Below are 25,950 nucleotides of genomic sequence, written 5' to 3' on the forward strand. Positions count from 1 at the left end.
CACACAGCCCATCCAACGAGAAGGACGAGGACCGTGCGAAGCCCCCTGTTGATCGCCCTCCTGCTCGGCGTCGCCGCTGCCCCGGCGCAGGCAGAGCCGGACATCGCCAAGGGCGAGACATCGTTCAAGAAATGCATGGCCTGCCATGCCATAGGCCCCGACGCGAAGGCGAAGGTCGGGCCGCCGCTAAATGGCATCGTCGGTGCCAAGTGGGCACATTTCGAGGGCTATGCCTATTCCCAGGACATCAAGGACGGCGCCGCCGCCGGCAAAGTCTGGGACGAGGCAACCCTTGATGGCTATCTCACCAACCCGAAGGTGCTCGCCCCCAAGGGCAAGATGGCCTTCGCCGGCATCAGGAGCGAGGACGAGCGCAAGGACCTCATCGCCTTCCTCGCCCAGTTCAAGGCCGACGGCTCCAAGTAGCCGGCCCGCCGGTCCGGCCCGCCGTTGCGGAGCGGGGCCGGCGGGTGGCACAGTCGAAACACACGGCGCGCCAGACGCCGATGACGGGAGGAAACCATGCCCCAGTTCGACCGCCGGGCCTTCCTCGGCACCATGGCCCTTGCGGGTGCCGCGCCGATCGCGGCCACCTCCGCCGGAGCCGCAGTGCAGTCGCTCCAGCCCGCCGACATCAAGAAGGAAGCGGACACGGCCTGCGTCTATCACGTGGACTATGGCGACCATGCCCGCTTCGCCCAGACGCTGAACAACATCAACAACCACTACGCCTCCTACGGCGCCGATCCCTTCGCGCTGCAGATCGTGATGGTGGCCCACGCGGGCGGCATCAAATTCTTCCTCGACAACCTCAACGGCACCATGTGGGAGAAGGAAACCCTCGATCCCACCTTGGCCGAGAAGATCGCCGCCCTCGCCAAGAACGGGCTCAAGGTCTACCTGTGCGCCTACACCTTCGAGCGCAACCATGTGCCCAAGGAGAAGGCGCGCGATGAGGCCTTCATCGCCTTCGTACCCTCCGGCATCGCCACCGCCGGCGCATTGCAGGGCAAGGGGTTCGGCTACCTGAAGGTCGGCTGAAGCCATGACACGCGGCGACGTCTCGCGGCGGGCGCTGCTGGGCGGTTCGGCGCTCGCGGCGGCGCTGCTCTGCGCGCCGCACGTCGCGGCGCAGGCAAGGCCGCGCGTGGTGATCGTGGGCGGCGGCGCCGGCGGGGCGAATGCCGCCCGCGCACTCCTGCGCGACGGCCGCGTGGAGGTCACGCTGGTGGAGCCGGAGCCGCGGTACGTCGCGGTGTTTCACTCCAATCTCTGGCTCGGCGGATTCATCGACTTCGCCGCGCTGGAATTCGGCTATCAAGGCCTCGCGCGGGCCGGCGTGCGCGTCGTGCCGCAGAGGGCCGACGCCATCGACCGGGAGCGGCGCGAGGTGCGGCTCGCCGATGGCGGGCGCCTTCCCTACGACCGGCTCATTCTCTCGCCCGGCATCGATCTCGACTATGACAGCGTGCCCGGCTGGAGCCGCGCCGCCGAGACGGTGATGCCCCACGCCTGGAAGGGCGGCGCCCAGTTGCGCCTCATCAAGGAGCGGCTGGACTTGGTGCCGGACGGCGGCCTCATCGTCATCATCGCCCCGCCCAACCCCTTCCGCTGCCCTCCGGCGCCCTATGAACGCGCGTCCATGATGGCCCACCGCCTGAAGACCACGGGGCGCGGCGGGGCGCGCATCGTCATCGTGGACCCGAAGCCGAAATTCTCCATGCAGGGCCTCTTCCAGGAGGGCTGGGAGGGCCACTATCCCGGCATGGTGGAATGGATGGCGCCGGACATTTCCAACGGCCTCGTCTCGGTGGACCCGGCGACGGGGACCGTCGTCACCGGCTTCGAAACCTATAAAGAGGCGGCGCTGGTGAATGTCATCCCGGCGCAGAAAGCGGGCGCCATCGCACGTGGCGCGGGGCTGGCCGATGCCTCGGGCTGGTGCCCGGTAGATGCTGCCTCCATGGCGTCGGCGCTGGACCCCGCTGTCTTCGTCATCGGCGATGCCGCCATCGGGGGCGAGATCCCCAAATCCGCGTTCGCCGCGGGGAGCCAGGCGCAGGTGGCAGCGCGGGCGCTGCTCGCCGGCCTGTTCGGTGAGGCTGTCCCATCGGTGAGTTATGCCAGCACCTGTTGGAGCCTTATCGCAGCGGACGACGCCGTGAGGGTGAGCGGGCTCTACCGTCCGGTGGAGGGGCGCATCCGCGAGGTGGAAGGCGCCGTCTCCCAGAGCGGCGAGCCGCCGGCGCTGCGTCTGCGGCAGCAGCAGGAGGCGCGCGCCTGGTACCAAACCATGGTCGCCAATATGTTTGACTGATAGCGGCAGGCCCGGTCGGAGCTGCTCGCGTTGGCGTCTTCAGTCCTGCCCGCTGATGCGGCGGCAGTGGACCAACGCCGCCTCGATGAGATTGTCGCTGGCCTCGGGCGTGCGGAAAGCCGAATGGGCTGAGAGCGTCACGTTGTCGAGGGTGGTGAATGGATGGTCCGCCGGCAAGGGCTCGGTGACGAAGACGTCCAGCCCCGCATGGCCCACGTGTCCGCTTTTCAGCGCAGCGACGAGGGCCGCCTCGTCGACCAGCGCACCGCGGGCCGTGTTCACCACGATAACGCCCGGCTGCAGAGCGGCGATTCGATCTGCGGAAAGAAATCCGCGCGTCTCGTCGTTCAGCAGCAGGTGCATGGAGACAGCGTGGCTTTCGGCCAGCAGCTCTTCCAGAGAAACGAACGTCACGTTCGGATAGTCCCTGGGCGACCGGTTCCAGGCGATCACCCGCATGCCGGCTCCGAGCGCAAGGCGGGCCATCTCCGCCCCGATTCCGCCGAAGCCGATGAGGCCGAGCGTCTTGCCCGTGAGCTGGACACCGTCGGTCCGCAGCCAGCGACCCGCACGCATGCCCCGATCCATCCCGGCGAGCCCCTTGGCCGCGGCCCACATCAGGGCAAAGGCGCACTCGGCGACCGCCGTATCGCCGTAGCCCTTGATGGTGTGGACGCCGATGCCATGGGCCGCCAGCGCCTCGGGGTCCATGTAGCTGCGGGCGCCGGTGCCGAGGAACACCACATGCCGCAGCCCGGCACATCGACGTGCGATTTCGGTGGGCAAGGCGGTGTGGTCGATCACGGCGATCTGCGCATCGCCAAGGATCGCGGGGAGATCCTCCGGCGTGACGTTCGGGTCGCGGTGCACGGCCATGGGCGGGTCGTCCGCGCGGTGGAGGCGCTCCATGACGGCCGCGAGGGTCGGGCTGGCATCGACGAAAACGGCCCGCATGCGAGGCTCCCGGAATCCAATTGGATCAAAATAGACACGCCGAAAGGTAGGGAAGGATGGAGGTCCTCGCCACCAGAAATGGCCGTCGGGGTGAGCGAACGGGACCGAGCGCGCGGAGAGGGGAAAGCCGACTTTCGGTTGATGTTAGAGCGTCGGCGTTTCGCTCTCGCCGGCGCATTGTGGAATCCACGGGCGGAGGCGGGCCTGGGGCTCGGCTTCGTCATGGAAACCAGGTGCAGGAGCAACTGGCCGACGGCCGTCTTGTCCGCGTGCTTGAGGACTGGTCGCCGTCATTCTCAGGATACCACTTGTATCATCCAAGTCGACGTCAGTCGTCGATGGCATTTTGCTTCTGAATGACGCGTTGGGATATCGGAAATAGCGGTGACGGCATAAATGGGTCCGGGACACGGATATGGATGGCTTCAGCCTCAGCAGGGAGCGCCGCGCGTCGCCCGGGTCTGCTCCCTCCGATTCCTGCCGCCCGCGCATGACAGGGATCGGCCCCATCGCTGCGCCTCCGTCTGTCTCCCCGGCCCGCATCCCACGAATCAGCAGGCATCCGTGCCGATCCTGCCTGGCCAAGCCGACGCGCGCCCGCCCGGTCTCAGCCTGCACGGCTGGAGCGGCGGATGGCCTGCGGGGGCTGGCCGAAAGCTCGGATGAACGCACGTCGCATCCGCTCGGCGTCGCCAAAGCCTGCGGTCTGAGCGACGACGTCGATCGTCTCGCTGGAAAACTCGACCCGTTCGCGCGCCACCTCGAGCCGCAGCCGCTCGATCGCCTTGGACGGCGTCGTCCCAGTCTCTGCCGCAAACGCCCGCGCAAAATGGCGCGAGCTCATGCCGACGCGGTCCGCAAGCTGCTCCACGGTGAGCGACGCATCGAGATGCTCGCGCACCCACGACAGGAGCGCCGCAAAGCGGCCGTTGGGCGCCTTCAGCTCCAGGAGAGATGAGAACTGTGACTGCCCGCCGCTGCGGCGCTGATAGAGCACGAGCTGGCGCGCGGTTTGGCGGGCGACGTCATCGCCCTGATCGTCGGCGACCATCGCGAGAGCAAGGTCGATGCCGGCGGAAATGCCGGCGGACGTCCAGATGCGGCCATCGCGGGTGAAGATCTTGTCCGGCTCGAATTTGACCTTGGGAAAGCGCGATATGAAATCGCGGGTGTGCGACCAGTGGGTGGTGGCGCGGCGGCCGTCCAGCAGCCCGGCGGCGGCGAGGATGTAAGCGCCGCTGCAGACGCTCGCGATGCGCGCGCCGCCTGCCGCGACGCTGCGCAAACAGGCCAAGGTCTCCGGCGAGGCAAACGCCTGCTGAACCCCCTCTCCGCCCGCCACGATGAGCGTGGAGATGGGAGGGCACGCGTGAATGTCGCTGGCGAACATCGCCGCGCCCGACGAACTGCGCACCGGCTGTTCAGCCAGGGCGACCACTTGCATCTCAGGCACCTTCGCCGCGTAGCGCTTGGCAATCTCGAAAACCGAGATGGGTCCGGCCACGTCCAGGATCTGGAAATCGGGAAAGACGAAGATGCCAATCATCGAGATGTCCGAAATCGAGGGAACAACGGCATTTTTCCATTGAATTACTCATGGCAGACTGTTTTGGTCAACCTCATGAGCAAGCGATGCCGCGGCCGAACGCATTCCCGATTGAAGTGGTCGCGTGGTCGCGTGACGGCCGTCGGGACACGGATGTCCGTGCTGTCGGGCGGCGTTCTCTTTCGCGGATGAGAGCGTCCCCGGTCGAAGCGAACTGAGCCCCGCATGCATGACATTGTCCTCATCGGCGGCAGGGTGCTCGATCCCGAGACGGGCCACGACGGCATCGCCGACGTGGCGCTCCGGGACGGCCGCATCGCGGCGGTGGGGCGCGATCTGGGGCCGGCGACGCACGCCATTGACGCCCATGGCCTCGTGGTCGCGCCCGGCTTCATCGACCTGCACGCGCACGGGCAAAGCGTCCCCGCCGACCGGATGCAGGCCTTCGACGGCGTAACGACGACGTTGGAACTCGAGGTCGGCGTGTGGCCGGTGGCACGGTGGTACGACGAGCAGGCTCAGGCGGGTCGCGTCCTGAACTACGGCGCGTCCACGGGCTGGATCTTCACCCGCATCGCAGCCATGACCGCGCAACAGACCGAATCGACCCTCGCCGGCATGGGGCGGGCCATGGCGGACAGTCGCTGGACGGTGGAGGTCGCGACCCCGGCCGAGATGGCCGATATCGTGGAGCGCGTGCGCACCGGGCTCGACCAGGGCGGTCTCGGCATCGGCTTCCCGAATGCCTATGCGCCGGGCGCTGGCGTCAAGGAGATCTCGGAGCTTTGCAGTCTCGCAGCCGGCATCGGCGTGCCCACCTTCACGCATATCGCCTACATGTCCAATGTCGATCCCCAAAGCTCCATCGACGCCTACACACGGCTGATCGGACTTGCGGGCTCGACAGGCGCCCACATGCATATCTGCCACTTCAACTCGACGAGCCTCCAGGACGTGGAGCGCGCGGCCGAGCTCGTCGCCAAGGCCCAGGCCCAGGGTCTCAGGGTACGGTGGAGGCCTATCCCTACGGGACCGGTTCGACGGTTATCGGCGCCACCTTCTTCGGCGATCCCGCGTTTCCCGAACGCACGGGCGGGGGCTACGACACGATCGAACATCTGACCTCGGGGCACCGCTATGTGGACCGCGACGACCTTGTCGACGCCCAGGCGCAGGATCCCGGAGCGCTCGTGCTCTGGCACTTCCTCGACGTCGCGGTGAACGCGCGCCACCGGGACCTCCTCGACGTTTCCGTGCTGTATCCGGGCGGCGCCATTGCGTCCGATGCCGTTTCCTGGCTGCTTCCCGACGGCTCGACCTATCTCGGCGACCACTGGCCGCTGCCGGAAGACGTCATCTCCCATCCGCGGTCCAGCGGGACGTTCACGCGCTTCCTGAGCAGATGGGTGCGGGATCGGCAGACCATGTCCCTGTTGGAGGGCGTGCGCAAATGCACGCTGATCCCGGCCGGGCTGCTGCAAGAGAGCACGCCCGCCATGCGCCGCAAGGCCCGCATCCAGGTGGGCTGCGATGCCGACATCGTGTGCTTCGATCTCGATGCGCTGGCGGACAGGGCCGACTTCCGCAATCCGAACCGCCCGTCGGACGGTGTGCGCCACCTGCTGGTCGGGGGGGTGCCGGTTATCGCGAACGGGGAATTGATCCGCGATGCGCGGCCGGGCCGGCCGGTCCGGCGGCCGGTGGCGCAATGACGGTGCCCGTCCTGCTGGTGGCGGGCGCGCTCGGTGCCGGCAAGACCACGCTGGTCAACCACCTTCTGCGCAACCCGGATGGCCGGCGGATCGCGGCGATCGTCAACGATTTCGGCGCGATCGACGTGGACGCCGCGCTCCTCGCGCCGTCGGCGGACGGAATTGCCAGCCTCAAGAACGGCTGCATCTGCTGCACGCTGGGAGGCGATCTGCTGCGCACCCTGATGAGGCTGACACGCCGGCGGCCATGCCCCGATGCGATCATCATCGAGACGAGCGGCGCCGCCGACCCGGCCGCGATCGTCAGATCTCTGCTCGACCCGGTCGTGTTCGCAGCCACCCCGCTCGACACCGTGGTGTGCGTCGTCGATGCGCGCCAGGTTGCCGACAGGCCGGCGCTCCTCGACGATCCGCTCTGGCGATCGCAACTGCGGGCGGCGGACTTCGTCATCGTCGCGAAGGCCGACCTGGTGGCGCCTTCCGAGCTCGAGGACGTGCACGCGGGCGTCGCCAGCCGGCATGCCGGGAAGCGTACGTTCGACGCCATCGACGGCGCGGTCCCCGCGCCCCTGCTCTTTTCTCAGGGCCATCACGCGCCGGCGATCGACGGATGGCTGCGCGCCGACCCGGCGGCCGAGCGCTTCGAGGCGATGAGCTGGACGGCGCGCTCGCCCCTGTCACTCCCGCGCTTCCAGCGGGCCGTGGAGGAGCTCTCGTCGTTTCTCCTCCGCGCCAAGGGCTTCGTGACCTTCGATCACCGGCCGGATCAGGCTGTGGTGTTCCAGCTTGCGGGGTCTCGCGTCACGATCTCGCCCGCCCCCGACGGGGTGGGCGACGGCCCCATGAACCGCCTGGTCCTGATCGCCGAAACCGGGCGCCTGGACCGCGGCATAGCGACGAAGCTCCTGGACGCGGCGGTGATGGCGCCTCCAACCGCAGCGGTCCCCAGTGAATGATGATGGTTGGCGCGACAGCAGCCGACAGCAGCGTGTGGAATGCGGCATCCGTGACCGGCCGCGCGTGAGGCGCTGACGGGCGGGCACGGCACGATGCCCTGTTGAGATGCAATCGCCCAAATAATAATCGTAATCGGCTCGCCATCGAGGCCATTCCGACCTTCAAGCTCCGTTGTCGGACAGTTGTTCTGGGTCGCTGGAGCGCACATCACCAGCCAGCATCTGGGTGTTACTCGCCCGACGCATCGATCCCGAAGGCAGCGGCACAGGCCGCCCGTCTGGCTGCTCACTGTCCGCCATGCTCTTCGAATCCACGGTAAAATACGCTGCCCCATCGTGCGAAATGGGCCGATTTTGGCAGATTGTGAGGGAAATTAGGCATTTCCGACATTGCTTATCGGTGCCATTCTTTCTGTCCTGAAGACACGGGAGATCTTCTTGACAGCCTCGATTCAGATTGGATTACTCGTCTTTCCTCAGGTCACGCAGCTGGACCTGACAGGCCCGCTCCAGGTGTTTTCCAGCGCGCCCAACACCGACGTGCATCTGGTCTGGAAGCGCATCGAGCCGGTGCCGAGCGATTCCGTCCTGACGCTGACGCCGACCTGCACGTTCGCCGATTGTCCCCAGCTGGACGTGATCTGCGTCCCGGGCGGCTACGGGACTGACGCGCTCCTCAACGATGAGGAGGTTCTGGACTTCCTGCGCAGGCAGGCGGCCGGCGCGAAGTACGTCACGTCCGTCTGCACCGGTTCCGTGGTGCTCGGCGCGGCCGGACTGCTGCAGGGATATCGGGCGGCGACGCACTGGAGCGCGAGGGACGCGCTCGCCCCGTTCGGCGCGACGCTGTCGGAGGAGCGGGTGTGCATCGACCGCAACCGCATCACCGGCGGCGGCATCACCGCCGGCATCGATTTCGCGCTGACGCTGGTCTCCCTGCTGATCGATCGGCGGACGGCGGAGATGGTGCAGCTTCGGATGGAATACAATCCGGCCCCGCCGTTCACCTCGGGCTCGCCGGATACGGCCCCGGCCGAGGTTCTCGCCCTCATGCGCGAGAAGATGGCCCCCGGACAGGCGCGGCGCCGGGACGCGGTGAACGAGGCGGTGGCGCGGCTCGCCCAGCACGCGGGATAGGCTGGCGCATCGCGGCGGCGGGAGTGCCACGCGCGAGGGGGAAGGATGCCATGGTCGAGAGACACGAACTCTCCGTGATGACGCGGCTGATCGAGGGCTATTTCAGTCTGCTCAAGATGCTGATCGCCCTGTTCCTGGCGGTCATGGTCGTGCTCGTGTTCGGCAATGTTGTCCTGCGCTACGTGTTCGATTCCGGAATTACGGTTTCGGAAGAGCTTTCGCGCTGGCTCTTTGTCTGGCTGACCTTCCTCGGTGCCATCGTCGCCCTGCGCGAGCACGGTCATCTCGGAGTCGATACCCTGGTCAAGCGCCTGCCGCGCAGGGGCAAGCTTGCCTGCCTGATCGTCAGCCAATTGCTGATGCTCTACGCCACCGTCCTGTTTCTCCAGGGCGCCTGGGTGCAGACCCTCATCAACTGGCAGGTGACCGCCCCGGCCTCCGGCGCGTCGGTGGCGTGGCTGTACGGTGTCGGCATCGTCTTCAGCATTTCCACCGGGCTGATCATCCTTGATGAACTGCGCCGCGCGGTCACCGGCAATCTCTCCGATGACCAGCTGGTCCTCGTCAAGGAATCCGAGGAGCAGGAGCTGCTGGAGGAACTGGAGCGCGAATTCGCGGCACGCGACCTGCGGGAAGCGGCGCCAGCCTCGTCTTCCCGGCCGAGGGCCGAGCGATGACGATCGCCATCTTCGTCAGCTCGCTGCTCGCCGCGATGGCGATCGGCATGCCCATCGCCTACGCGCTGCTGATCTCCGGCATCGCCTTGATGCTCTACGTGGACGTCTTCGACGCCCAGATCGTGGCGCAGAACGTGATCAACGGCGCCGACAGCTTCCCGCTCATGGCCGTGCCGTTCTTCATGCTGGCCGGCGAGGTCATGAATACCGGCGGCCTCTCGAAGCGCATCGTCAACGTGGCGCTCGCTGCGGTGGGGCACGTCAAGGGCGGGCTCGGCTACGTGGCCATTCTGGCCGCCTGCATCCTCTCGGCCCTGTCGGGCTCCGCCATTGCGGATGCCGCCGCCCTCTCCGCCCTGCTGGTGCCGATGATGGTGCAGGCCGGGCACGACAAGGCGCGCGCGGGCGGGCTGATCGCGGCCTCGGGCATCATCGGCCCCATCATTCCGCCCTCGATCGGGTTCGTGATCTTCGGCGTCATCGCCAATGTCTCCATCACGAAGCTGTTTCTGGCGGGGCTGGTGCCGGGCCTGTTGATCGGCCTCGGGCTGGCGTTCGCCTGGTGGTGGGAAGTGCGGAAGGAAACCCTCGTCACCCCGCCGCGCCAATCGGCGAGGGACCTCCTGCACGCCCTGCGGGAGGGCATCTGGGCCCTCATCCTGCCGGTGATCATCATCTTCGGGCTGAAGTTCGGCGTCTTCACGCCCACGGAGTCCGGCGTGGTGGCCGCGGTCTATTCGCTGGTCGTGGCGGTCTTCGTCTATCGCGAGCTCAAGATCGCGCAGCTTTATGTCGTATTCGTCACGGCGGCCAAGACGACGGCCGTCGTCATGTTCCTTGTCGCCGCCGCCATCGTGTCGGCCTATGTTCTCACGGTGTCGGAGGTCGCTCTCACGCTCGTTGACCTGCTGCAGCCGTTCATGGGCAACCAGACGCTGCTTTTGCTGGCCATGATGGTCCTGGTCGTCATCGTCGGCACCGCGATGGATATGACGCCGACCATCCTGATCCTGACGCCCATCCTGATGCCCGTGGTCAAGCAGGCCGGCATCGACCCCGTCTACTTCGGCGTCCTGTTCATCGTGAACAATGCGATCGGCCTCATCACGCCCCCGGTCGGCACGGTGCTGAACGTCGTGGCCGGGGTCGCGCGCATCGACATGGAGGATCTGATGAAGGCGGTCTGGCCATTCATGATCGCCCAGCTTGTGGTCCTTGGTCTGATGGTCCTGTTCCCCCAGCTGGTCACCTGGCCGGCGCGACTGATCGGCGGGTGATGCGGAGCAGCGCCGCCGCCCGCACATCCCATTCAATGTGCACATGTTCTTTGCTCGACAGGAGGGTTGTATGACTACGACTTGCTTACGCGTGTCGCTCTTGGCGCTCGCGCTTACGACCGTGCCTGTGGCCTTCGCGGGCACCGCGAGCGCGCAGACGATCCGGGTCAGCTACGTCACCGCGGCCGACCATCCCTACGGCATCGGGGTGAGGAAGTTCGGCGAGATCGTCGAGGCCAAGACGGGTGGCAAAATCCGGGTGCGGGGCTTTCCGTCCGGCCAGATCGGGGCCGAGGTCCCTTCCATCTCGGCGGCTCAGGGTGGCATTCTGGAAGTTGCGGTGACATCCACCGCGGCGGTATCCGGCGTGGATAAGGCGTTCGGTGTTTTCGATCTGCCCTATATTTTCGCCTCCGATCGGGAGGCTGACGCCATTCTCGACGGGCCCGTGGGGACCGAAATGCTACGCAGGCTTGAGAGCAAGGGCCTGGTCGGTCTCTGCTTCTGGGAAGCCGGGTTTCATCAGGTGACGAACAGCCGACGGGCGGTCAAAGGGCTCGACGACTTCCGCGGCCTCAAGATCAGGACGATTCAGAACCCGGTCATGATCGACGCCGTCAACGCGCTCGGCTCGAATGCGGTGCCCATGCCCTACACCGAGGTCTATACCGGCCTCGAAACCAAGGCGATCGACGGCCAGACCGGGACCTATCCGTTGATTTTCGCGAACAAGATCTTCGAGGTGCAAAAGTACGTCACGGAGGCCAATCTGTTCTATGCGCCTGTGGCCGTCCTGATGTCGAAGAAGTTCTTCGACAGCCTGTCGCCGGCGGATCAGGCGATCATGCGCGACGCCTGCGCCGAGGCGCGCACCACCGAGCGGGAGGCGAACCGCGCGCTTTCGCCCGAGGCGCTGAAGCAGATGCGGGCCGCCGGTCTGGAGTCCAACGTCCTCGACGCCGCCACCACAGCGGCCATCAAGGAGAAGCTTAAGCCCGTCGTGGACAAGCACATGAAGGGTATAGATCCGGAGATCGTGGCGACCCTCCAGACCGAGTTGGCGAAGCTCGGCCAAGGCAGCGCTGCGCCGGCCAAGTGAGGGCCGCCGCCGGGCGACCGTGATCGTCCGGTGTCGCATGTCGAGGGTGTAGAGTCTGTGCCCCATGGTGCCGTGGCGGTCTTGGATCGTCACGGCTGTTGCGGGAGGGCGATGTCCCGGGGCCAAAGGGGCAGCGCTCGACGGCGCCGCGCCGGGCAGGCGATGTTGGGACCGGCCGCGACTTTGACATGGCATTGAAAGGAAGAGGACCCAAGTGATGGCTTCCGAAACCGCGTTCGACTTCGACGACGTCGGCTTCGCCGTGCCCGCCATCCCCGGCATGCCGGAGAGCGCGATCCAGACGCCTTGCCTGATCCTTGATCTCGATGCGCTGGAGCGGAACATCCGCAAGATGGGGGAGTACGCCCGCGCCCGGAACATGCGCCACCGCGCTCACGGCAAGATGCACAAGTCGGTGGATGTGCTGCGCCTCCAGCAGGACCTCGGCGGGGCGGTCGGCGTCTGCTGCCAGAAGGTGTCGGAGGCGGAGGTCTTCGCCCGCGCCGGCATCAAGGACATCCTGATCTCCAACGAGGTGCGCGATCCGGTCAAGATCGACAGGCTCGCGCGGCTGCCCGCCTTTGGCGGCGGCGTCACCGTCTGTGTCGACGACCTGGACAACGTCCCGGACCTGTCCGCCGCCGCGCTCAGGCACGGTACCACGCTCGACTGCCTCGTCGAGATTGATTGCGGAGCGGGCCGATGCGGCGTGCGATCCCTCGATGCGGCATTGGCCATCGCCGAGGCTATCGGCGGCGCTCCCAATCTGCGTTTCGCGGGTCTCCAGGCCTACCAGGGCGCCATGCAGCACCTCGACAGGTTCGAGGACCGGAAGGCGAAACTCGATGCGGCCATCGCGCAGGTGCGGGAGGTGGTCGCGATGCTTGAACAGAACGGTCTCGCGCCGGACGTGATCAGCGGCGGGGGCACCGGCAGCTACCATTTCGAGAGCATGTCCGGCGTGTACAACGAATTGCAGTGCGGCAGCTATGCCTTCATGGACGCCGACTACGGCCGCATCCGCGACGCCGCCGGGAACCGGATCGACGAGGGCGAGTGGGAAAACGCGCTCTTCATTCTGACGGCGGTGATGAGTCACGCGAAGCCAGACGAGGCGATCTGCGACGCAGGTCTCAAGGTGCAGTCGGTGGATTCCGGCCTGCCCGTCATCTACGGACGCGACGACGTGTCTTACGTGAGTTGCTCGGACGAGCACGGCGTCATCCACGACCCCAAGGGCGTGCTCGCGATCAACGAGAAGATCCGCTTGGTCCCGGGCCACTGCGACCCCACCTGCAACATGCACGACTGGTACGTCGGCGTCCGCAACGGCGTCGTGGAAACCCTGTGGCCGGTTTCCGCGCGCGGCAAGGCGTACTGATCTTCGGCCAATCCGGCCGGTGAATGCGCGATCCTCCGCGCGCCGGGGAGCGCGCGTTCACGACGAGCGGGGCGCCTGCGTATCGATGCGCATGAAGAATTGCGTGCGCGGAACGAAAATCCGCTGGAACGATCCGCCGTTGGCGGGGCTGGCCGAGCTGAAGATCTCCACCACCATGCCGATCGTCTTGGCCGCCACTCCGATCTTGGAGCAGATGGCGCGCGGCAGCGGCTCGATGCGAATATCGTAGGTCATGCGCTGGACGTTGAGGTTGAGCTCGCGCCGCAGGTTGACGCCTTCGAGAGCCGTCTTCTTGTCCTTGCGCGCCTGGTCATAGACGCGCGCATCGATGATGAACTGGCTGTAGACCAGGAACTCGTGGCCGATGTCGACGATGCGGTCGATCTCAACGACCTCGTTTTCCACCCAGGGCATGTGCATGCTCCAGGAGCCGCGGCTGCTGTGCCGATGGATGCGGTCGACCTGAGGAAAGACCGGGAAGAAGTTTTCCCGTCGCTCGTCGCTGAACAGGAAATGCCAGACCGTGTCGACCTGGCGCGGCTCGCGATTGACGAAGCTTCCCGCCCGCCCCTGGCGACGGTCTACCGCCCCGTCCTGCACCAGTTCGCGATAGGCCTTCTGCACCGTGCCGAGGCTGAGGCCGGTGGCCAGGGCGAGATCCTTCTCGGGCGGCAGGCGATCGCCAAGGCTCCAGAATCCCTCGCGGATTCCCGCCAGGACCGCATCCCTCAACTGAAGGTATTTCGGCGACTGACCCGGGTCCTTCGGCGCAAACCGGCGCCAGAAGTCGTATCCGGCCTGGGACGCAGGAGCCCTCGCGGCCGGATTTGCATCATCGCGCGTCGCAGGCGGAAGCCGAGGCTTTGTCATGGGGCGATTCCGAACCCAGGTCAGAGGGGCGGTGGTACTGACGTTCCCCCATCGAGGCAAGGCACTCCCACCCGCGTGGGTAAGGCGCCAGCCCCGTGCGGTCAGTCACCGGGCAGATCATGGACGTTGCTGAAGAAGACGTCCTTCCATGAGGCGGGCAAGTTCTTCAGCAGGCCGGTCTTGTGCATGTACTGCGCGAAGACCATCACTTTGCGCGGCGTCGGCGAGAAGGTCATCATGTTCGGATCATTCAGGATCGCGACGATCTCCGCGACCGACAGCTTCGAATTGTCGAAGCGCTTGAACGCCTGTGCGGCCGCGGTCTTGTCGGCGGCGATGAGGCCCATCGCCTCGGTCAGTGCCCCATAGGTGGCGGCGTAGAGCTTCGGGTTGTCGGCCCGCCACTTGTCGTTGGCATAAGCGGTAATCAGCGTGTTGGGGCCGCCGGTGACATCGTAGGAGCTGAGGATGGTGCGGACGTTCGGATGGGCGAGCTCCATCTGGATGAAGGGCACCGTGGTCACGTGCGTCTTGGCGCCGGCCCCGCCCGACAGCAGCGCCGCGACCCCGTCGGGATGGGACATCGTGATCGCGAGCGTGTCGAACTTGTTGCGCTGGTCGAAGCCGAAGGCCTGGGCGGTGGCCATTTCCAGGATCAACGCGTGCTGCGTTCCCTTGCCGGAAGCCATGGCGACCCGATCGGTGGGCTTGAAGTCCTTGATGGACGTGATCGCCGGGTCGATGGTGTTGAAATAGATGGGCGAATCGCAGATCGCCATCATGCCCTTCACGGGGGCGAACTTCACCGTCTTGTCCCACAGATTGAGCAGCACCGACGTTCCGGCCATGGCGATATCCGCATTGCCGGAGATCAGCGCGTCGGTGATGGCCGGGCCGCTGGTCAATTGCGTATAGCTGACCTTCACGTCCGGCACGCCGAGGGCCGCCGCATGCTTTTCGATAAGCTTGCTTTCCGCGGCGATGATCATGGGCAGGTAGCACAGGCCGAGGCCGCTCACGACCCGCACCTCCGCCGCTTCCGCATGCCGGACGAGGAGTGGGCCGAGGGTGGCGGCCAGTGCGACGGCCATTGCGGCCAGCCGGGTCAGGTGTTTCATCGGCATCCCCGTTTGTCTGGAAGGTTCTGCGCCGCTTCGGCGTCTGGTGTGTCGGTCGATCAAGGCGCGACGCCCGCAGCCGGGCGTCGCGTTCGTTTCGTCGCGGCATCTGTGCGGTCGGGCCACCGCCCGAGCGCGTCAGAGCAGGCGGTCGCTCTGCGGTCCCTTCAGCGGGATCTCCATGAGGTCTTCGCCGAAGAAGATGTTGCCGCCGTAGACACGGGAGATGTCGGCGACCACCCGTTCCCTGAGGCCCGGCCTGTCGAATTGCTCGGTGATATGCGTGAGGACGAGAGTTTTCACCTTGGCGTCCCGCGCCAGCTCGGCCAGCTCCATGTGCCCCATGCAGCTGTGCGAGAAGTCGGGGCTGTAGTTGGTGCCCGAGAGGTAATGGCACATGTGCACCAGTACGTCGCACTCTCTGGCCAGCGCGTGCATACTCTCCGCCGGCCCGCTGTCGCCGGAGTAGACGAAGACGCCCTCGGGCGTGGTCAGGCGGAACCCGAGGGTGACGAGGTAGGGCTGGAAGTGGTTCACCTGCGTCGTTTCCAGCGTCCAGCCGTCCCCCTGGATGATGTCGCCCGGGGCCAGCGTCGTGACCTCGGGGGCCGGCCGGGGCCGGGGCAGGGTGCCGCCGCGGGCCTTGAAAAGGTCGAGGCTCGAGCCGTGGGACGTGCGCGCCACCAGATCCGCGTTGTAGACGCCATCGGCGCCGAACAGGCGCTCGGTGATCTCGGCGATGGGGGCGGGTCCGAACACCTTCAGCTCCGGAATGCGGTCGGCGCCCTGGTCCCATCGGGTCAGCAGCAGGCGGCCATAGTCGCCGCAATGGTCGTAGTGCAGGTGGGAGAAGAAGAGGTGCGTCACCCGGGTCGCGGGGATGCCCAGCTCCAACAGGCGATGATGCGAGCCGAAGCCGTGGTCCATGACGATCACGTCGGTGCCGGTCTCGATCACATAGCCGGAGGACATGCGGCGCAGGGAGGGCGTGGGCGTGCCTGTGCCGAGAAGGCGAATACGCATGGAACTGCTCTTTTCCTTGGGTTGTGCGTGCAGGGCGGTATCAGCCGCGGCTCATGCCCCAGCGGCGGATGGTGCGGGCCTCTATGGACCGGAAGATGAGCCCTTCAACGAGCAGGCCGATGATGATGACGCAGGTGAGTCCCGCGAAGACCTGGTCGGTTTCCAGCTGGTTGCGCTTCTCGAAGAGGAACCAGCCGAGCCCGCCCGATCGCGAGGACACGCCGAACACCAGTTCGGCGGCGATCAGCGTCCGCCACGCAAAGGCCCAGCCGATCTTCAGCCCCGAGAGGATGGACGGGAAGGCCGCCGGGATCAGGATCAGCGCCACATAGCGCACGCCGCGCAGGCCGTAGTTCTGGCCGGCCAGCCTCTGGGTTTCGGAGACGCCCAGAAAGCCCGTCAGCGTGTTGAGGGCCACGGCCCACAGCACCGAATGGACGATGACGAAGACGAGGCTGGGCACCCCGAGCCCGAACCACAGGAGCGCCAGCGGCAGGAGCGCGATGGCGGGCAGCGGATTAAACATGGCGGTCAGGGTCGCCAGAAGGTCGGCCCCCAGCCGCGAGGAGACAGCAAAGGTGGTCAGCACGGCCGCGAGCGCGATGCCGATGGTATAGCCCATCATCAGCACCTGCAGCGTCGCGCCGATGCGCTGGAGCAAGGCGCCGTGAAACAGGCCATCCCACAGGGCGCGCAAAGTGTCCGTCAGCGTCGGGAACATCAGGGGGTTGGATAGCCACAGGGCATAGACCTGCCAGGCCACCATCAGCGCCGCGACGATGGCCCCGCGTCGTACACCCTCCATGTTGGCGAGGTGCTCCCAAAGCGACAGCGGACGCTCGATTTCGCCCGCATCGCTCACGGGGGGCGTCGCTCTCTCGAACTCCGGCCGGATCGGGGGAGAAAGCCGGGCGACAGGCGAAGGGGACATCTCAGCCATGGTGACCCTCGGCGAACAGCATGGTGTTGATCTTCTGGGTGAGGGCCATGAAGTCGCTCCCGCCCAGATGGCCGTGGCCATACTGGTGAGCGTTCAATTCCGCCTTCACCTGGCCGGGGTGGGGCGAGAGCACCAGGATGCGCGATCCGACCACGATCGCCTCCTCGATGGAGTGTGTGACGAACAGGACCGTGAAGCGGGTGTCGTCCCACAGCTGCAACAGCTCGTCCTGCATCTGGCGGCGGGTCAGGGCATCGAGGGCGGCGAAGGGCTCGTCCATCAGCAGGATGGCGGGCTCCATGGCCATGGCGCGGGCGATGGCCACGCGCTGCTTCATGCCGCCGGAGAGCATGTGCGGATAGGCATCCGCGAACTTGCCGAGCTTGACCTTCGAAATGCTGGCCATGGCCCGCGCGCGGGCTTCGGCGCGGGGAAAGCGACGGCTCACCAGGATGGGGAACATCACGTTCTCCAGCACCGTCTTCCAGGGCATCAGCTGGTCGAAATCCTGGAACACCATCATGCGGTCCGGTCCGGCGCCGGTGATCACCTGGCCGTTCAGCCGCATGAAGCCCGCCACCGGCGTGAGGAATCCGGCCACGCCCTTCAGCAGGCTGGATTTGCCGCAGCCGGACGGTCCGAGCAGGACGAAGCGGTCGGCCGGATAGACGTCGAAGCTGACGTCGCGGGTGGCCGTGACCAGCAGATCGCGGGTCTTGTACTGGAGCGTGACGCCGGACACCTCCAGCAATGGCTCTGGCCGGGCAAGCGTCTGCGATTGGTGGTGATGCGGATGCGCGGCAGCAACGCTCATCGTCCCCCTCATTGTTCCGGCTCTGGCCCCGCCTTCCACGACGGCCGCGAGAGGGCCGCCGGTGACGAGTTGGATGATTTTTAAGCTGTAGCGAAAATTAAACGCTACATAGCTTAATGTCAACAGAACCTTGATCGGGACGGGATGTCGCCGGGCGCCGTCGCGCGTGGGCAAAGGGGCGAGATATCGAGGATGAGGGGCGCCGCCGTCCGCGGCGGCGCCCTGCTAGGACTGCAACGCCTCGACGTCGTAATTCTTGGCCCAGGCGTTCAGTTCGCCGGGAAAGATGTCCTGGACGAAGAAGAAGCGGTCCCAGAACGGCGTTTCCCGCAGCTTCTCGCAGAACAGCTGGTAGCTGTGGTGATCCCTGGCTTCGATCATCCAGATGTCGCTGATCTTCGCGGTGTAGAATTCGACGTCGTACCATTTGAGGCGGACGCGGCCCTTGAACTCGTCGAAGATGGGCTGGAGGGTTTCGCGGGCGTGGGCCAGCCGCGTCTCGAACGGAAAGCCCAGCCACTCCGGGGAGGTCTTGACCATGAAGAAAGTGGTGAGCGCGATTGCGAATTGGTTTGACTGCGTATCCATCATGCATCCTTGGCATCGGTGATTGACGCCAAAAGAATGCGAGCATACGCTCAGCTTTTCCACTCGCATTCGGCGCCATGACCGTCCCGGCCAACACACAGCGGACTTGCCCGCGAAAACAGCCACGTCAGGCGCGCGCCCATGCCACCGTCGGCGCGATTGTCGAGGCGTCTGCTCGCATTCTGGAAGCGCAGGGCTTCGGCGGTTTCACCACCAACGCGGTGGCAGACCGTGCCGGGGTCAGCATCGGCACGCTCTACCAATACTTTCCGGACAAGGATGCGCTGATCGGCGCTCTGATCGCGCGTGAAACGGCAAGCCTCGTCGAGGAGGTCGAAGCCGCAGCGGCCGCGTCAGCGGGACGCGATGCGCTTGAGGGCGTGATCGCAGCCGCCGTGCGTCATCAGGTTCGGCGCCCCCGTCTGGCCCGCCTGCTCGATTTCGAGGAGGCCCGCCTGCCGTTCGATCCGCAGACCCAGCTGGTGAGGGCGCGGATGGGGATGCTTGTCGCGGATGTGCTCGCGCGTCCGGACCTTCCTCGCCAAACGGACATCGCCACCACAACGGCGGACGTCCTGGCGATCATCCGCGGGATGCTCGACGCCGCGGGCGAGCGGGGTGAGACGGAGCATGATGCGCTCCGGTCCCGGGTTCGTCGCGCCGTGCTGGGGTATCTCTCGATGACCAGCGAAGAAACGACGGCGCTGCACGAGCCAAGCGCGCCCTCCTCGGTCCCACGTCCCGACGATATCCAGACCCCCGGACCGGCGCCTGGAGCGCGACGTGGTCGGCGTCGGCACGCGAGCACCGGAGCGTCGCGACCAGAGATGGAAGCCGCACCCGCCGGGCGCCGACCCTAGCAGGCCGCTGACCAGGTCTCCCGGCGCCAGTCGGAGACGGCGAACGGCATGCCGTCAGCAAGTCCGGCACAGACCACCGCGCCGAACCGCGTATCGCCCGCGGGGGTCGGCACCACCCGGTGGCCGAGCGCCTGCAAGTCCGCCAGCCCGGCGTGGGCGCCCTCCAGCAGCAGCCGCCCGTCCTCGCTGCGCCAGCGTGGTCCGTCGATGGCGCTGGGCAGGTCGCAGCCTTCCTCGAAGACGCGGATCAGGATCTGCAGGAGCGTCTGCACCTGCCCGTCGGCGCCGGGGGTGGCGAGCGCGAGGCAGCCCTCCGGACGATCCACGAGGATCGGCGCGAGCGTATGTACCGGCAGCGCGCCGGGCCGCGCGTGGTTTGGCGCTCCGGTGAAGCCCGCGGCCCGGTTGTTCAGCACGAAGCCGCCCTCCGGTACGTAGATCGCCGAGCCGAAGTCGTCGAACACCGAGACGAGGGAGGAGACGACCATGCCCTGCACGTCGGCCGTGGCGACGCCCGCCGTGTGCAGGTAGCTCCGCGGGCCGCCCCGCAGGCTCGCCCGCGCGAGATCGACGGGCAGCGGTTCGGCCAGCAGGGCGGCGCCTTCGCCGGCCCGGTCGCGGAAGGCGAAGGCGGCCTGGGTGAGCTCGATGAGGGCGTGCTGACGGATGGCGGCGGGCGGCGCGAGGCGGGCATAGGCATTGAGCGCCATGAGCAGCAGGACGCCTTGGGACACGGGGGGCTGCACATGGATGCGGCCGCCCTGCCACGCCAGCGAAAGCGGGGCCGTCACCACGCTGTCGTGGGCGGCCAGATCGCCCGCCGAAAGGGCGCCGCCGCGGCAGCGCACGGCGGCCGAGATGGCGTGCGCCATGGCGCCCTCATAGAACCATCGGGCGCCGTGGGTGCCGATGCCTTCGAGGGTCTCGGCCAGCGCCGGCTGACGGATGCGGGTGCCTTCGTCCACGGCGAAGAACGGCCAGCTTTCGGCCCCGCCCCGGACCAGCCGCGCCTTCTGGGCGTGCACGGCCCGCACCGTCTCCGCCCGCACGCTGGCGCCGGAGGCGGCAAGCCGCTGGGCCGGCGCGAGCGCGCGGGCGAGGGACACCGCGCCGAACCGGCGCGAGACGTCGGACCAGCCCATCACCAGCCCGGGCACGGTCACGCTGCTGCCGTCGTCACCGATGGGGCCGTCGAGGCCCGCCGGCGCGGCTCCCGCGGCGTTCACCGCCGTCACGGCGCCGTTCGGCGCGCGCACGAGGAAGAAGCCGTCGCCGCCGAGGCCCGCCGCTTCCGGCAGGAGCACGGCGATGACGGCCTGCGCCGCAATGGCGGCGTCCGCCGCGTTGCCGCCGTCCGCCATCACCTCCAGGGCTGCCGAGGCAGCCAGCGGATGGGCGGCGGACACGGCCGCCCGGGCCCCGCGCAGGGCGGGGCGGATGTGGGAGGAATAGGGGTCGGGGAGAAAAAGGGGCACGATGCTCTTTCGGCTCAGGTCGCGGCGGAGCGCAGGGCGATGGTGGCCGGCATGTCGAGGGCGGGCGGTGTGCCGAGGATGACGACGCCATAGTCCCGTCGCGCCCCCTCGGGCGTCACCAGCCCGTCGAGCACATCGGCGAGGACCGCCTCGGGATCGCGCTCCCGCGCGGGTCCGAAGCCGCCGCCGCCCGCCATCACGTGGCGGAAGAGGTCGCCCGAATCCAGCGGCACGGGGGCGGTGAACAGCATGGGCAGGGCACGGGCGTTGCCGTCGGGATTGAGCACGCTGCTGCACGGCGCGCCCGGCGCGCCGCCGCTGAGGCCGTGGGGCGGGAAATCCTGCTTGTCGGCGCGGACGGACAGGGAGAGGTCGCCGGCGAGGGCGCGATATTCCCGCACGAGGCCGAGGCCGCCGCGCTGCCGCCCGGCGCCGGCGGTGTCGGCCACATAGCCATAGCGCTCGATGCGGATGGGATATTCCGCCTCGATCATCTCGATGGGGACGTTGGACTGGTTGGAGCACATATGCGGCACGCCGGATTGGCCATCGTGATCCTGGCTCGCGCCCCATGTGCCCATGACGCACTCGGAGAAGACGAACGGCTCGCTGCCCCGCCAGCCGGCGATGGTGGGCAGGGTGGAGCCTCCCGCCCCGTCGGCCGTCACGCGGTCCGGCACCGCCTGCGCCAGCGCGCCGAACAGGCAGTCGGCGATGCGATAGCCGGTGATGCCCCGGGCACCGCAGGGTGCCGGATGGGTGGCGTTGACCAGGGTCCCCGCCGGCGCGACGACGTGGATGGCGCGGGTGAAGCCGTGGCAGTTGGGAACGTCCTCGCTCATCACCGAGCGCAGGGCGGCGTAGACGTTGGACTTGAGAAAAGACAGCGGCGCGTTGATGCCGCCCTTCACCTGCTCCGCCGTACCCGTCCAGTCGGTGGTCACGTCGCTGCCGGAAATGGTGAGCGTGACCTTCAGGGCGATGGGCGTGGGGTTCTCGCCCAGGCCGTCGATGCGGTCCTCGAAGCTGTAGACGCCGTCCGGCATGGCGCTGATCTGGAGGCGCGCGAGCGCCTCCGCGTGATCGTGCAGCGCCTCGATATAGCGCCGCATGGTGGGGGAGCCGTAACGGGCGAAAAGCTCGCCATAGCCGCGGATGCCGGCCCGGCAGGCGGCGATCTGCGCCTGCAGGTCGCCGATCACCTTCTCGGGCACGCGGACATTGGCCCGGACGATGTCCAGGATGGCGCCGTTCTCCACCCCGGCGTCCCAGAGCTTGAGGAAGGGCAGCCGCAGGCCCTCCTGGAAGATCTCGGTGGCGCCGATGGAATTGCTGCCGGCCACGATGCCGCCCACGTCGGCATGGTGGGCGATGGTGGTGGCGAAGCCTTCCAGCGCGCCCGCGTGGAAGATGGGCGCGATGATGTAGATGTCGGGCAGGTGCTGGCCGGAGGCGAGATAGGGATCGTTGCCGATAAAAAGGTCGCCCTCGCGGATCTGCCCCACGAACTGGCCGATCAGGTGGCGCATGGCGTCATAGAAGCTGCCGAGGTGCATGGGCGTGGTGAGGCCCTGGCCGACGATGCGCCCTTCGGCGTCGCAGATCGCCGTCGAATAGTCCATGGAATCGCGCACGATCATGGAATGCGCCGAGCGCATGAGGATGAGGGCCATCTCGTCGGCGACGGTGCTGAAGCTGTTGCGGATGATCTCGAGCAGCAGGGAATCGATGGTGTCGTCCATTGTCGCCCTCACCCCACAGCAATGACCACGTTGCCGTGCCCGTCGAGACGGGCGCTGCAATCGGGCGGGACCACGGAGGTTCCTTCATATTCCTCGATCACCAGAGGCCCCTCGCGCGACTCCGCCGAGAGATCGCCCCGGCCGATGACCGCGGTATCGTGCCGCCCCAGTGCGCCGAAGAACACCGACCGCCGCGTTTGCGCCGTGCGCGGCGTGGCGGCGAGGAGCCGGGCGGCATCGAGGGTCGGCGGGCGCCGCGGCGGCACGCGGGCGGTGACGCGCAGGGCCACGATCTCCTTGGGATGGGCCGGCGGCAGGCGGTGGCCGTAGGTCGCCTCGTGCTCGGCGTCGAAGGTGCGGCCGATCTCGGCGAAGTCGAGCGGGCCATCAGCCTGCGGCACCTCGACCGGGAGCTCGAACGCCTGGCCGGCATAGCGCACGTCCACGCGGCGCGTGAACACCACGAGGTCGCGTGCGACCTTGAGCTCGGCGACGGCCGAGGCTTCCAGCTCGGTGAAAATGGCGGCGATCTCGGCATCGCTCGCGCGCGCCAGCCGGCGGAGATAGCCGCGGGAGAGGGCGAGCTCCAGGTCCGCGAACAGCAGCCCCACGGCGCTGAACACGCCGGCGGCGGGCGGGACGACCACGGCGCGGATGCCGAGGGCGCGCGCGAGATCCGCCGCATAGAGCCCGCCCCCGCCGCCGAAGGCGAACAGGGTGAAGTCGCGCGGGTCGCGGCCGCGATAGGTGGTGACCGCCTTGACCGCCCGCATCATCGTCGTCGCCGCCAGCTGCACCACGCCGTAGGCGAGCGCTTCGAGGTCGCGGCCCTCGGCCACGGAGGCCAGGGCCGCGCGCGCCGCCTCCGCGTCGATGGGCACGGTGCCGCCGGCGATGGCCGTCGGGTTGAGATAGCCCAGGACCACGTTGGCGTCGGTGACGGTCGGCGCGGTGCCGCCGCGGCCGTAGCAGGCCGGACCCGGCCACGCGCCGGCGCTGTGCGGCCCCACCTTGAGGTGGCCGGTGCCGTCCCGCCAGATCAGCGAACCGCCGCCGGCGCCCACTTCGGACACGTCGATCACCGGCAGCCGCAGGGCATAGCCGCCGCCCTTCACCAGCCGGCTGGAGAGGGAGATGCCGCCGCCGACCTCGTACTCGTCGGTGGACACATGGCGGCCCTTCTCGATCACCGCCGCCTTGGCGGTGGTGCCGCCCATGTCGAGGGTGATGATGTCCTCATAGCCCGACAGCATGCCGAGCCGGGCGGCGCCGATGACGCCGGCGGCGGGGCCGCTCTCCACCACCTGCGCGGGCTTGGCGATCACCGAGGCGATGTCGAGCAGGCCGCCGCTCGACTGCATCATCCGCAGCGGCGCGGCGATGCCGGCGTCGGCGAGCTGCTCCGTCAGGGAGTTGAGATAGGCCTCCACCGGCGGCCCCACATAAGCGTTGATGACCGTGGTGCTGGTGCGCTCATATTCGCGGACCTCCGGCAGCACGTCCACCGACAGGGTCACGAAGCGCCCGGGCAGCAGCGCGCGCAGCAGCTCGCCCGCGCGGCGCTCGTGGTCCGGGTTGGTGAAGGAGTTCAGGAAGCACACGGCCACCGCCGCGATGTCCGCAGCGACGATGGCCTCCGCGATGGCCTCGAACGCGCGCTCGTCGAGCGGCGTGACGACGCTGCCGTCCGCGGCTATGCGCTCGCGCACCTCGAAGCGGTGGCGCCGCGGCACCAGCGGCTGGGGCTTCTGGTAGAGCGGCTCGTAGAGACGCGGCACGCGGATGCGCCGCAGCTCCAGCACGTCGCGAAAGCCCTCGGTGGTCACCAGCGCCGTGCGGGCGCCCTTGCCCTCCAGAATGGCGTTGGTGGCGACCGTGGAGGCGTGGAGAAATTCTGCCATCGCCGCGGCGTCGAGGCCTTCCCGCGCGAGGATCTGCCGGCATCCGTCGAGGATGCCGATCGCATAGTCGTGCGGCGTCGACGGCACCTTCGCGGTCGCGAGCGCTCCCGTCTCGGAGAGCAGCGCGACGTCGGTGAAGGTGCCGCCGATGTCGGCGGCGAGGCGGTAGCCGGTCATGACATACTCTTCGGGACGAAAGGCGATTGTGTCAGGGCTGCAGCAGGTTGGGCAGCCAGAGCACGATGGCGGGCCAGAGGGTGAGCACGGTGAGGCAGGCGAGCATGAGCAGGCCGAACGGCGCCGACGCCTTCGCCACACGCGACAGCGGCTGGCCGGTGAGGCCTTGCAGGACGAACAGGTTGAAGCCCACTGGCGGGGTGATCTGGCCGAGCTCCACCATGATGACGAGGAACACGCCGAACCACAGCGGATCGAAGCCGGCGGCGGTCACGAGGGGCAGCACCACCGGCATGGTCATCACGGTGATGGACACGCCGTCGAGGAAGCATCCGAGCACCAGATAGAGCACGCCGATGGCAATGATGAGCTGGTAGGGGCCGAGCCCGCTCTGCTGCACCACATGGGCGAGGTCGGTGGGAACGTGCAGGTAGGCGAGCGTCGTGGACAGCAGCGAGGCCGAGATCATGATGGACAGGATCATGCAGGAGCTGCGCGCCGCCGCGAGGGCCGATTCCTTCGCCAGCGTGAAGGACAATTGCCGCGTGAGCGCCGCGATGGCGAAGGTCGCGCCGACCCCGACGGCGGCGGCCTCGGTGGGCGTGGCGATGCCGGTGTAGATGGACCCCATCACGATCACGATCAGCAGCAGCACCGGCCACAGGCCGAGCACGGCGCGCACCGCCTCGGCGAGGCTCAGGCGCGTCTCGTCCACCGGTGAAAGCGAGGGATCGAGCCAGCAGCGCACGGCGATGAAGGAGGAGAACACGCCGGCGATGAAGAAGCCCGGGATGAAGCCGGCGATGAACAGCTTGGCGATGGAGACCTCGGCGATGACGCCGTAGACGATCATCACGATGGACGGCGGGATGAGCAGTCCGAGGCTGCCCGCGGCGGCGAGCGAGCCGATGGTGAGGTCCGTGTCGTAGCCGCGCTGGGCGAGCGCCTTGGTGGTGATCTTGCCCACCGTCGCGGCGGTGGCGGCGCTCGATCCGCACACCGCGCCGAACAGGGTGCAGCCGGACACGTTGGTGTGCAGCAGGCGCCCCGGCACGCGGTTGGCGAGGGGCGAGAGGCCGCGGAACAGGCGCTCGGCGACGTCGGTGCGGAAGACGATCTCGCCCATCCAGATGAACAGGGGGAGGGCGGAGAGCTCCCATCCGGTGGAGCTGCGGAACACCGCGGTCTTCGCCAGCGCCGCGATGCGGTCGATGGGGAAGTCCAGCAGAATGACGAGGCTGCTGACGCTGACCAGCAGGATGCCGGCGAAGATCCACACGCCGGCGCCCAGGAAGGCGAGCACCAGAAGAAACACGGCGAAGCTGAGGCTGTACGCGCCCATGAGGATGCTCCCCGGCGAGGGCC

General features: G+C 67.6%; 22 protein-coding genes and 1 pseudogene. 11 read left to right on the top strand and 12 right to left on the bottom strand.

The features are described 5' to 3' along the window. Nucleotides 1-33 precede the first annotated feature (33 nt). The 3 genes from ABLE93_RS17910 (at nt 34) to ABLE93_RS17920 (ending at nt 2,317) form a co-directional block, all read left to right on the top strand. Complete coding sequence (locus ABLE93_RS17910; RefSeq protein ID WP_348841221.1) at nt 34-426, top strand: c-type cytochrome; 393 nt, start codon at nt 34-36, stop codon at nt 424-426. Nucleotides 427-522: 96 nt separating this feature from the next. Continuing rightward, nucleotides 523-1,041: a DsrE family protein gene (locus ABLE93_RS17915; RefSeq protein ID WP_348841222.1), complete on the top strand. Its 519-nt coding sequence runs from the start codon at nt 523-525 to the stop codon at nt 1,039-1,041. 4 nt (nt 1,042-1,045) lie between these two features. Continuing rightward, nucleotides 1,046-2,317 (top strand): FCSD flavin-binding domain-containing protein, encoded by a 1,272-nt coding sequence (locus ABLE93_RS17920; RefSeq protein WP_348841223.1) that lies wholly within the window; start codon nt 1,046-1,048, stop codon nt 2,315-2,317. 39 nt (nt 2,318-2,356) lie between these two features. Here ABLE93_RS17920 and ABLE93_RS17925 read toward each other — a convergent pair whose 3' ends face one another. Both ABLE93_RS17925 and ABLE93_RS17930 read right to left on the bottom strand, forming a co-directional pair. After that, complete coding sequence (locus ABLE93_RS17925) at nt 2,357-3,271, bottom strand: NAD(P)-dependent oxidoreductase (RefSeq protein ID WP_348841224.1); 915 nt, start codon at nt 3,269-3,271, stop codon at nt 2,357-2,359. Between the two features lie 607 nt (nt 3,272-3,878). Next, the gene (locus ABLE93_RS17930) at nt 3,879-4,817 is read right to left on the bottom strand and encodes a GlxA family transcriptional regulator (RefSeq protein WP_348841225.1); all 939 of its coding nucleotides are present in this window, start codon (nt 4,815-4,817) and stop codon (nt 3,879-3,881) included. Nucleotides 4,818-5,042: 225 nt separating this feature from the next. Between ABLE93_RS17930 and ABLE93_RS17935 the strand changes: the two are divergent. The 7 genes and pseudogenes from ABLE93_RS17935 (at nt 5,043) to bhcC (ending at nt 13,056) form a co-directional block, all read left to right on the top strand. Beyond that, nucleotides 5,043-6,529, top strand: a pseudogene (locus ABLE93_RS17935) (amidohydrolase family protein). Next, nucleotides 6,526-7,485, top strand: a complete 960-nt coding sequence (locus ABLE93_RS17940) for a CobW family GTP-binding protein (RefSeq protein ID WP_348841226.1) — start codon at nt 6,526-6,528, stop codon at nt 7,483-7,485. Before ABLE93_RS17935 ends, ABLE93_RS17940 begins: the two are co-directional and overlap by 4 nt. A 438-nt stretch (nt 7,486-7,923) precedes the next feature. After that, complete coding sequence (locus tag ABLE93_RS17945; protein ID WP_348841227.1) at nt 7,924-8,622, top strand: DJ-1/PfpI family protein; 699 nt, start codon at nt 7,924-7,926, stop codon at nt 8,620-8,622. A 77-nt stretch (nt 8,623-8,699) separates the two neighbouring features. After that, nucleotides 8,700-9,299: a TRAP transporter small permease gene (locus ABLE93_RS17950; protein ID WP_348841228.1), complete on the top strand. Its 600-nt coding sequence runs from the start codon at nt 8,700-8,702 to the stop codon at nt 9,297-9,299. Further along, nucleotides 9,296-10,576, top strand: coding sequence for a TRAP transporter large permease (locus tag ABLE93_RS17955; RefSeq protein ID WP_348841229.1), 1,281 nt, complete (start codon nt 9,296-9,298; stop codon nt 10,574-10,576). Before ABLE93_RS17950 ends, ABLE93_RS17955 begins: the two co-directional genes overlap by 4 nt. Before the next feature lie 100 nt (nt 10,577-10,676). Beyond that, nucleotides 10,677-11,675, top strand: a complete 999-nt coding sequence (locus ABLE93_RS17960; RefSeq protein ID WP_348841230.1) for a DctP family TRAP transporter solute-binding subunit — start codon at nt 10,677-10,679, stop codon at nt 11,673-11,675. Nucleotides 11,676-11,892: 217 nt separating this feature from the next. After that, nucleotides 11,893-13,056, top strand: coding sequence for a 3-hydroxy-D-aspartate aldolase BhcC (bhcC, locus tag ABLE93_RS17965; protein WP_348841231.1), 1,164 nt, complete (start codon nt 11,893-11,895; stop codon nt 13,054-13,056). A gap of 57 nt (nt 13,057-13,113) precedes the next feature. On the opposite strand, the gene ABLE93_RS17970 is transcribed toward bhcC, so the two are convergent. From ABLE93_RS17970 to ABLE93_RS17995, 6 genes are all read right to left on the bottom strand, one after another. Further along, on the bottom strand, nt 13,114-13,809 hold the full coding sequence (locus ABLE93_RS17970; protein ID WP_348841232.1) for a GntR family transcriptional regulator: 696 nt from the start codon (nt 13,807-13,809) through the stop codon (nt 13,114-13,116). Nucleotides 13,810-14,048: 239 nt separating this feature from the next. Beyond that, nucleotides 14,049-15,065 carry an ABC transporter substrate-binding protein gene (locus ABLE93_RS17975; RefSeq protein ID WP_348841233.1) on the bottom strand — a complete coding sequence of 339 codons (1,017 nt, stop codon included), beginning with the start codon at nt 15,063-15,065 and terminating at the stop codon, nt 14,049-14,051. 138 nt (nt 15,066-15,203) lie between these two features. Continuing rightward, a complete protein-coding gene (locus tag ABLE93_RS17980; protein WP_348841234.1) occupies nt 15,204-16,088 on the bottom strand; it encodes an MBL fold metallo-hydrolase in 885 nt (294 codons plus the stop codon). Between the two features lie 40 nt (nt 16,089-16,128). Next, nucleotides 16,129-17,028, bottom strand: a complete 900-nt coding sequence (locus tag ABLE93_RS17985; protein WP_510183052.1) for an ABC transporter permease — start codon at nt 17,026-17,028, stop codon at nt 16,129-16,131. Beyond that, nucleotides 17,021-17,842 (bottom strand): ABC transporter ATP-binding protein, encoded by an 822-nt coding sequence (locus ABLE93_RS17990; protein WP_348841235.1) that lies wholly within the window; start codon nt 17,840-17,842, stop codon nt 17,021-17,023. The genes ABLE93_RS17985 and ABLE93_RS17990 overlap by 8 nt, the downstream gene beginning before the upstream one ends. Nucleotides 17,843-18,067: 225 nt before the next feature. After that, a complete protein-coding gene (locus ABLE93_RS17995) occupies nt 18,068-18,430 on the bottom strand; it encodes a darcynin family protein (RefSeq protein WP_348841236.1) in 363 nt (120 codons plus the stop codon). Between the two features lie 77 nt (nt 18,431-18,507). Between ABLE93_RS17995 and ABLE93_RS18000 the strand changes: the two genes are divergently transcribed. Continuing rightward, nucleotides 18,508-19,290 carry a TetR/AcrR family transcriptional regulator gene (locus ABLE93_RS18000; RefSeq protein ID WP_348841238.1) on the top strand — a complete coding sequence of 261 codons (783 nt, stop codon included), beginning with the start codon at nt 18,508-18,510 and terminating at the stop codon, nt 19,288-19,290. Here ABLE93_RS18000 and ABLE93_RS18005 read toward each other — a convergent pair. From ABLE93_RS18005 to ABLE93_RS18020, 4 genes are read right to left on the bottom strand one after another with little or no spacing between them, the layout of a single operon-like run. Next, complete coding sequence (locus ABLE93_RS18005; RefSeq protein WP_348841239.1) at nt 19,287-20,765, bottom strand: gamma-glutamyltransferase; 1,479 nt, start codon at nt 20,763-20,765, stop codon at nt 19,287-19,289. The genes ABLE93_RS18000 and ABLE93_RS18005 overlap by 4 nt on opposite strands. 14 nt (nt 20,766-20,779) lie before the next feature. Further along, a complete protein-coding gene (locus ABLE93_RS18010) occupies nt 20,780-22,507 on the bottom strand; it encodes a hydantoinase B/oxoprolinase family protein (RefSeq protein WP_348841240.1) in 1,728 nt (575 codons plus the stop codon). An 8-nt stretch (nt 22,508-22,515) separates the two neighbouring features. Then, nucleotides 22,516-24,585, bottom strand: a complete 2,070-nt coding sequence (locus ABLE93_RS18015) for a hydantoinase/oxoprolinase family protein (protein ID WP_348841241.1) — start codon at nt 24,583-24,585, stop codon at nt 22,516-22,518. 31 nt (nt 24,586-24,616) lie between these two features. Then, nucleotides 24,617-25,927 carry a TRAP transporter large permease gene (locus tag ABLE93_RS18020; RefSeq protein WP_348841242.1) on the bottom strand — a complete coding sequence of 437 codons (1,311 nt, stop codon included), beginning with the start codon at nt 25,925-25,927 and terminating at the stop codon, nt 24,617-24,619. Nucleotides 25,928-25,950: the final 23 nt, after the last annotated feature.

The sequence above is a fragment of the Xanthobacter pollutisoli genome, from assembly GCF_040044995.1.
Taxonomy (GTDB): Bacteria; Pseudomonadota; Alphaproteobacteria; order Rhizobiales; family Xanthobacteraceae; genus Xanthobacter.

What these genes read in the sequence shown, in the direction of transcription:
- ABLE93_RS17985 (WP_510183052.1), bottom strand. Translation starts at nt 17,028, where the DNA reads ATGGCTGAGATGTCCCCTTCGCCTGTCGCCCGGCTTTCTCCCCCGATC.
- ABLE93_RS17915 (WP_348841222.1), top strand. Translation starts at nt 523, where the DNA reads ATGCCCCAGTTCGACCGCCGGGCCTTCCTCGGCACCATGGCCCTTGCG.
- ABLE93_RS17990 (WP_348841235.1), bottom strand. Translation starts at nt 17,842, where the DNA reads ATGAGCGTTGCTGCCGCGCATCCGCATCACCACCAATCGCAGACGCTT.
- ABLE93_RS17930 (WP_348841225.1), bottom strand. Translation starts at nt 4,817, where the DNA reads ATGATTGGCATCTTCGTCTTTCCCGATTTCCAGATCCTGGACGTGGCC.
- ABLE93_RS17920 (WP_348841223.1), top strand. Translation starts at nt 1,046, where the DNA reads ATGACACGCGGCGACGTCTCGCGGCGGGCGCTGCTGGGCGGTTCGGCG.
- ABLE93_RS18000 (WP_348841238.1), top strand. Translation starts at nt 18,508, where the DNA reads ATGACCGTCCCGGCCAACACACAGCGGACTTGCCCGCGAAAACAGCCA.
- ABLE93_RS18010 (WP_348841240.1), bottom strand. Translation starts at nt 22,507, where the DNA reads ATGGACGACACCATCGATTCCCTGCTGCTCGAGATCATCCGCAACAGC.
- ABLE93_RS17975 (WP_348841233.1), bottom strand. Translation starts at nt 15,065, where the DNA reads ATGAAACACCTGACCCGGCTGGCCGCAATGGCCGTCGCACTGGCCGCC.
- ABLE93_RS18015 (WP_348841241.1), bottom strand. Translation starts at nt 24,585, where the DNA reads ATGACCGGCTACCGCCTCGCCGCCGACATCGGCGGCACCTTCACCGAC.
- bhcC (WP_348841231.1), top strand. Translation starts at nt 11,893, where the DNA reads ATGGCTTCCGAAACCGCGTTCGACTTCGACGACGTCGGCTTCGCCGTG.
- ABLE93_RS17955 (WP_348841229.1), top strand. Translation starts at nt 9,296, where the DNA reads ATGACGATCGCCATCTTCGTCAGCTCGCTGCTCGCCGCGATGGCGATC.
- ABLE93_RS18020 (WP_348841242.1), bottom strand. Translation starts at nt 25,927, where the DNA reads ATGGGCGCGTACAGCCTCAGCTTCGCCGTGTTTCTTCTGGTGCTCGCC.
- ABLE93_RS17950 (WP_348841228.1), top strand. Translation starts at nt 8,700, where the DNA reads ATGACGCGGCTGATCGAGGGCTATTTCAGTCTGCTCAAGATGCTGATC.
- ABLE93_RS17995 (WP_348841236.1), bottom strand. Translation starts at nt 18,430, where the DNA reads ATGGATACGCAGTCAAACCAATTCGCAATCGCGCTCACCACTTTCTTC.
- ABLE93_RS17925 (WP_348841224.1), bottom strand. Translation starts at nt 3,271, where the DNA reads ATGCGGGCCGTTTTCGTCGATGCCAGCCCGACCCTCGCGGCCGTCATG.
- ABLE93_RS17980 (WP_348841234.1), bottom strand. Translation starts at nt 16,088, where the DNA reads ATGCGTATTCGCCTTCTCGGCACAGGCACGCCCACGCCCTCCCTGCGC.
- ABLE93_RS17940 (WP_348841226.1), top strand. Translation starts at nt 6,526, where the DNA reads ATGACGGTGCCCGTCCTGCTGGTGGCGGGCGCGCTCGGTGCCGGCAAG.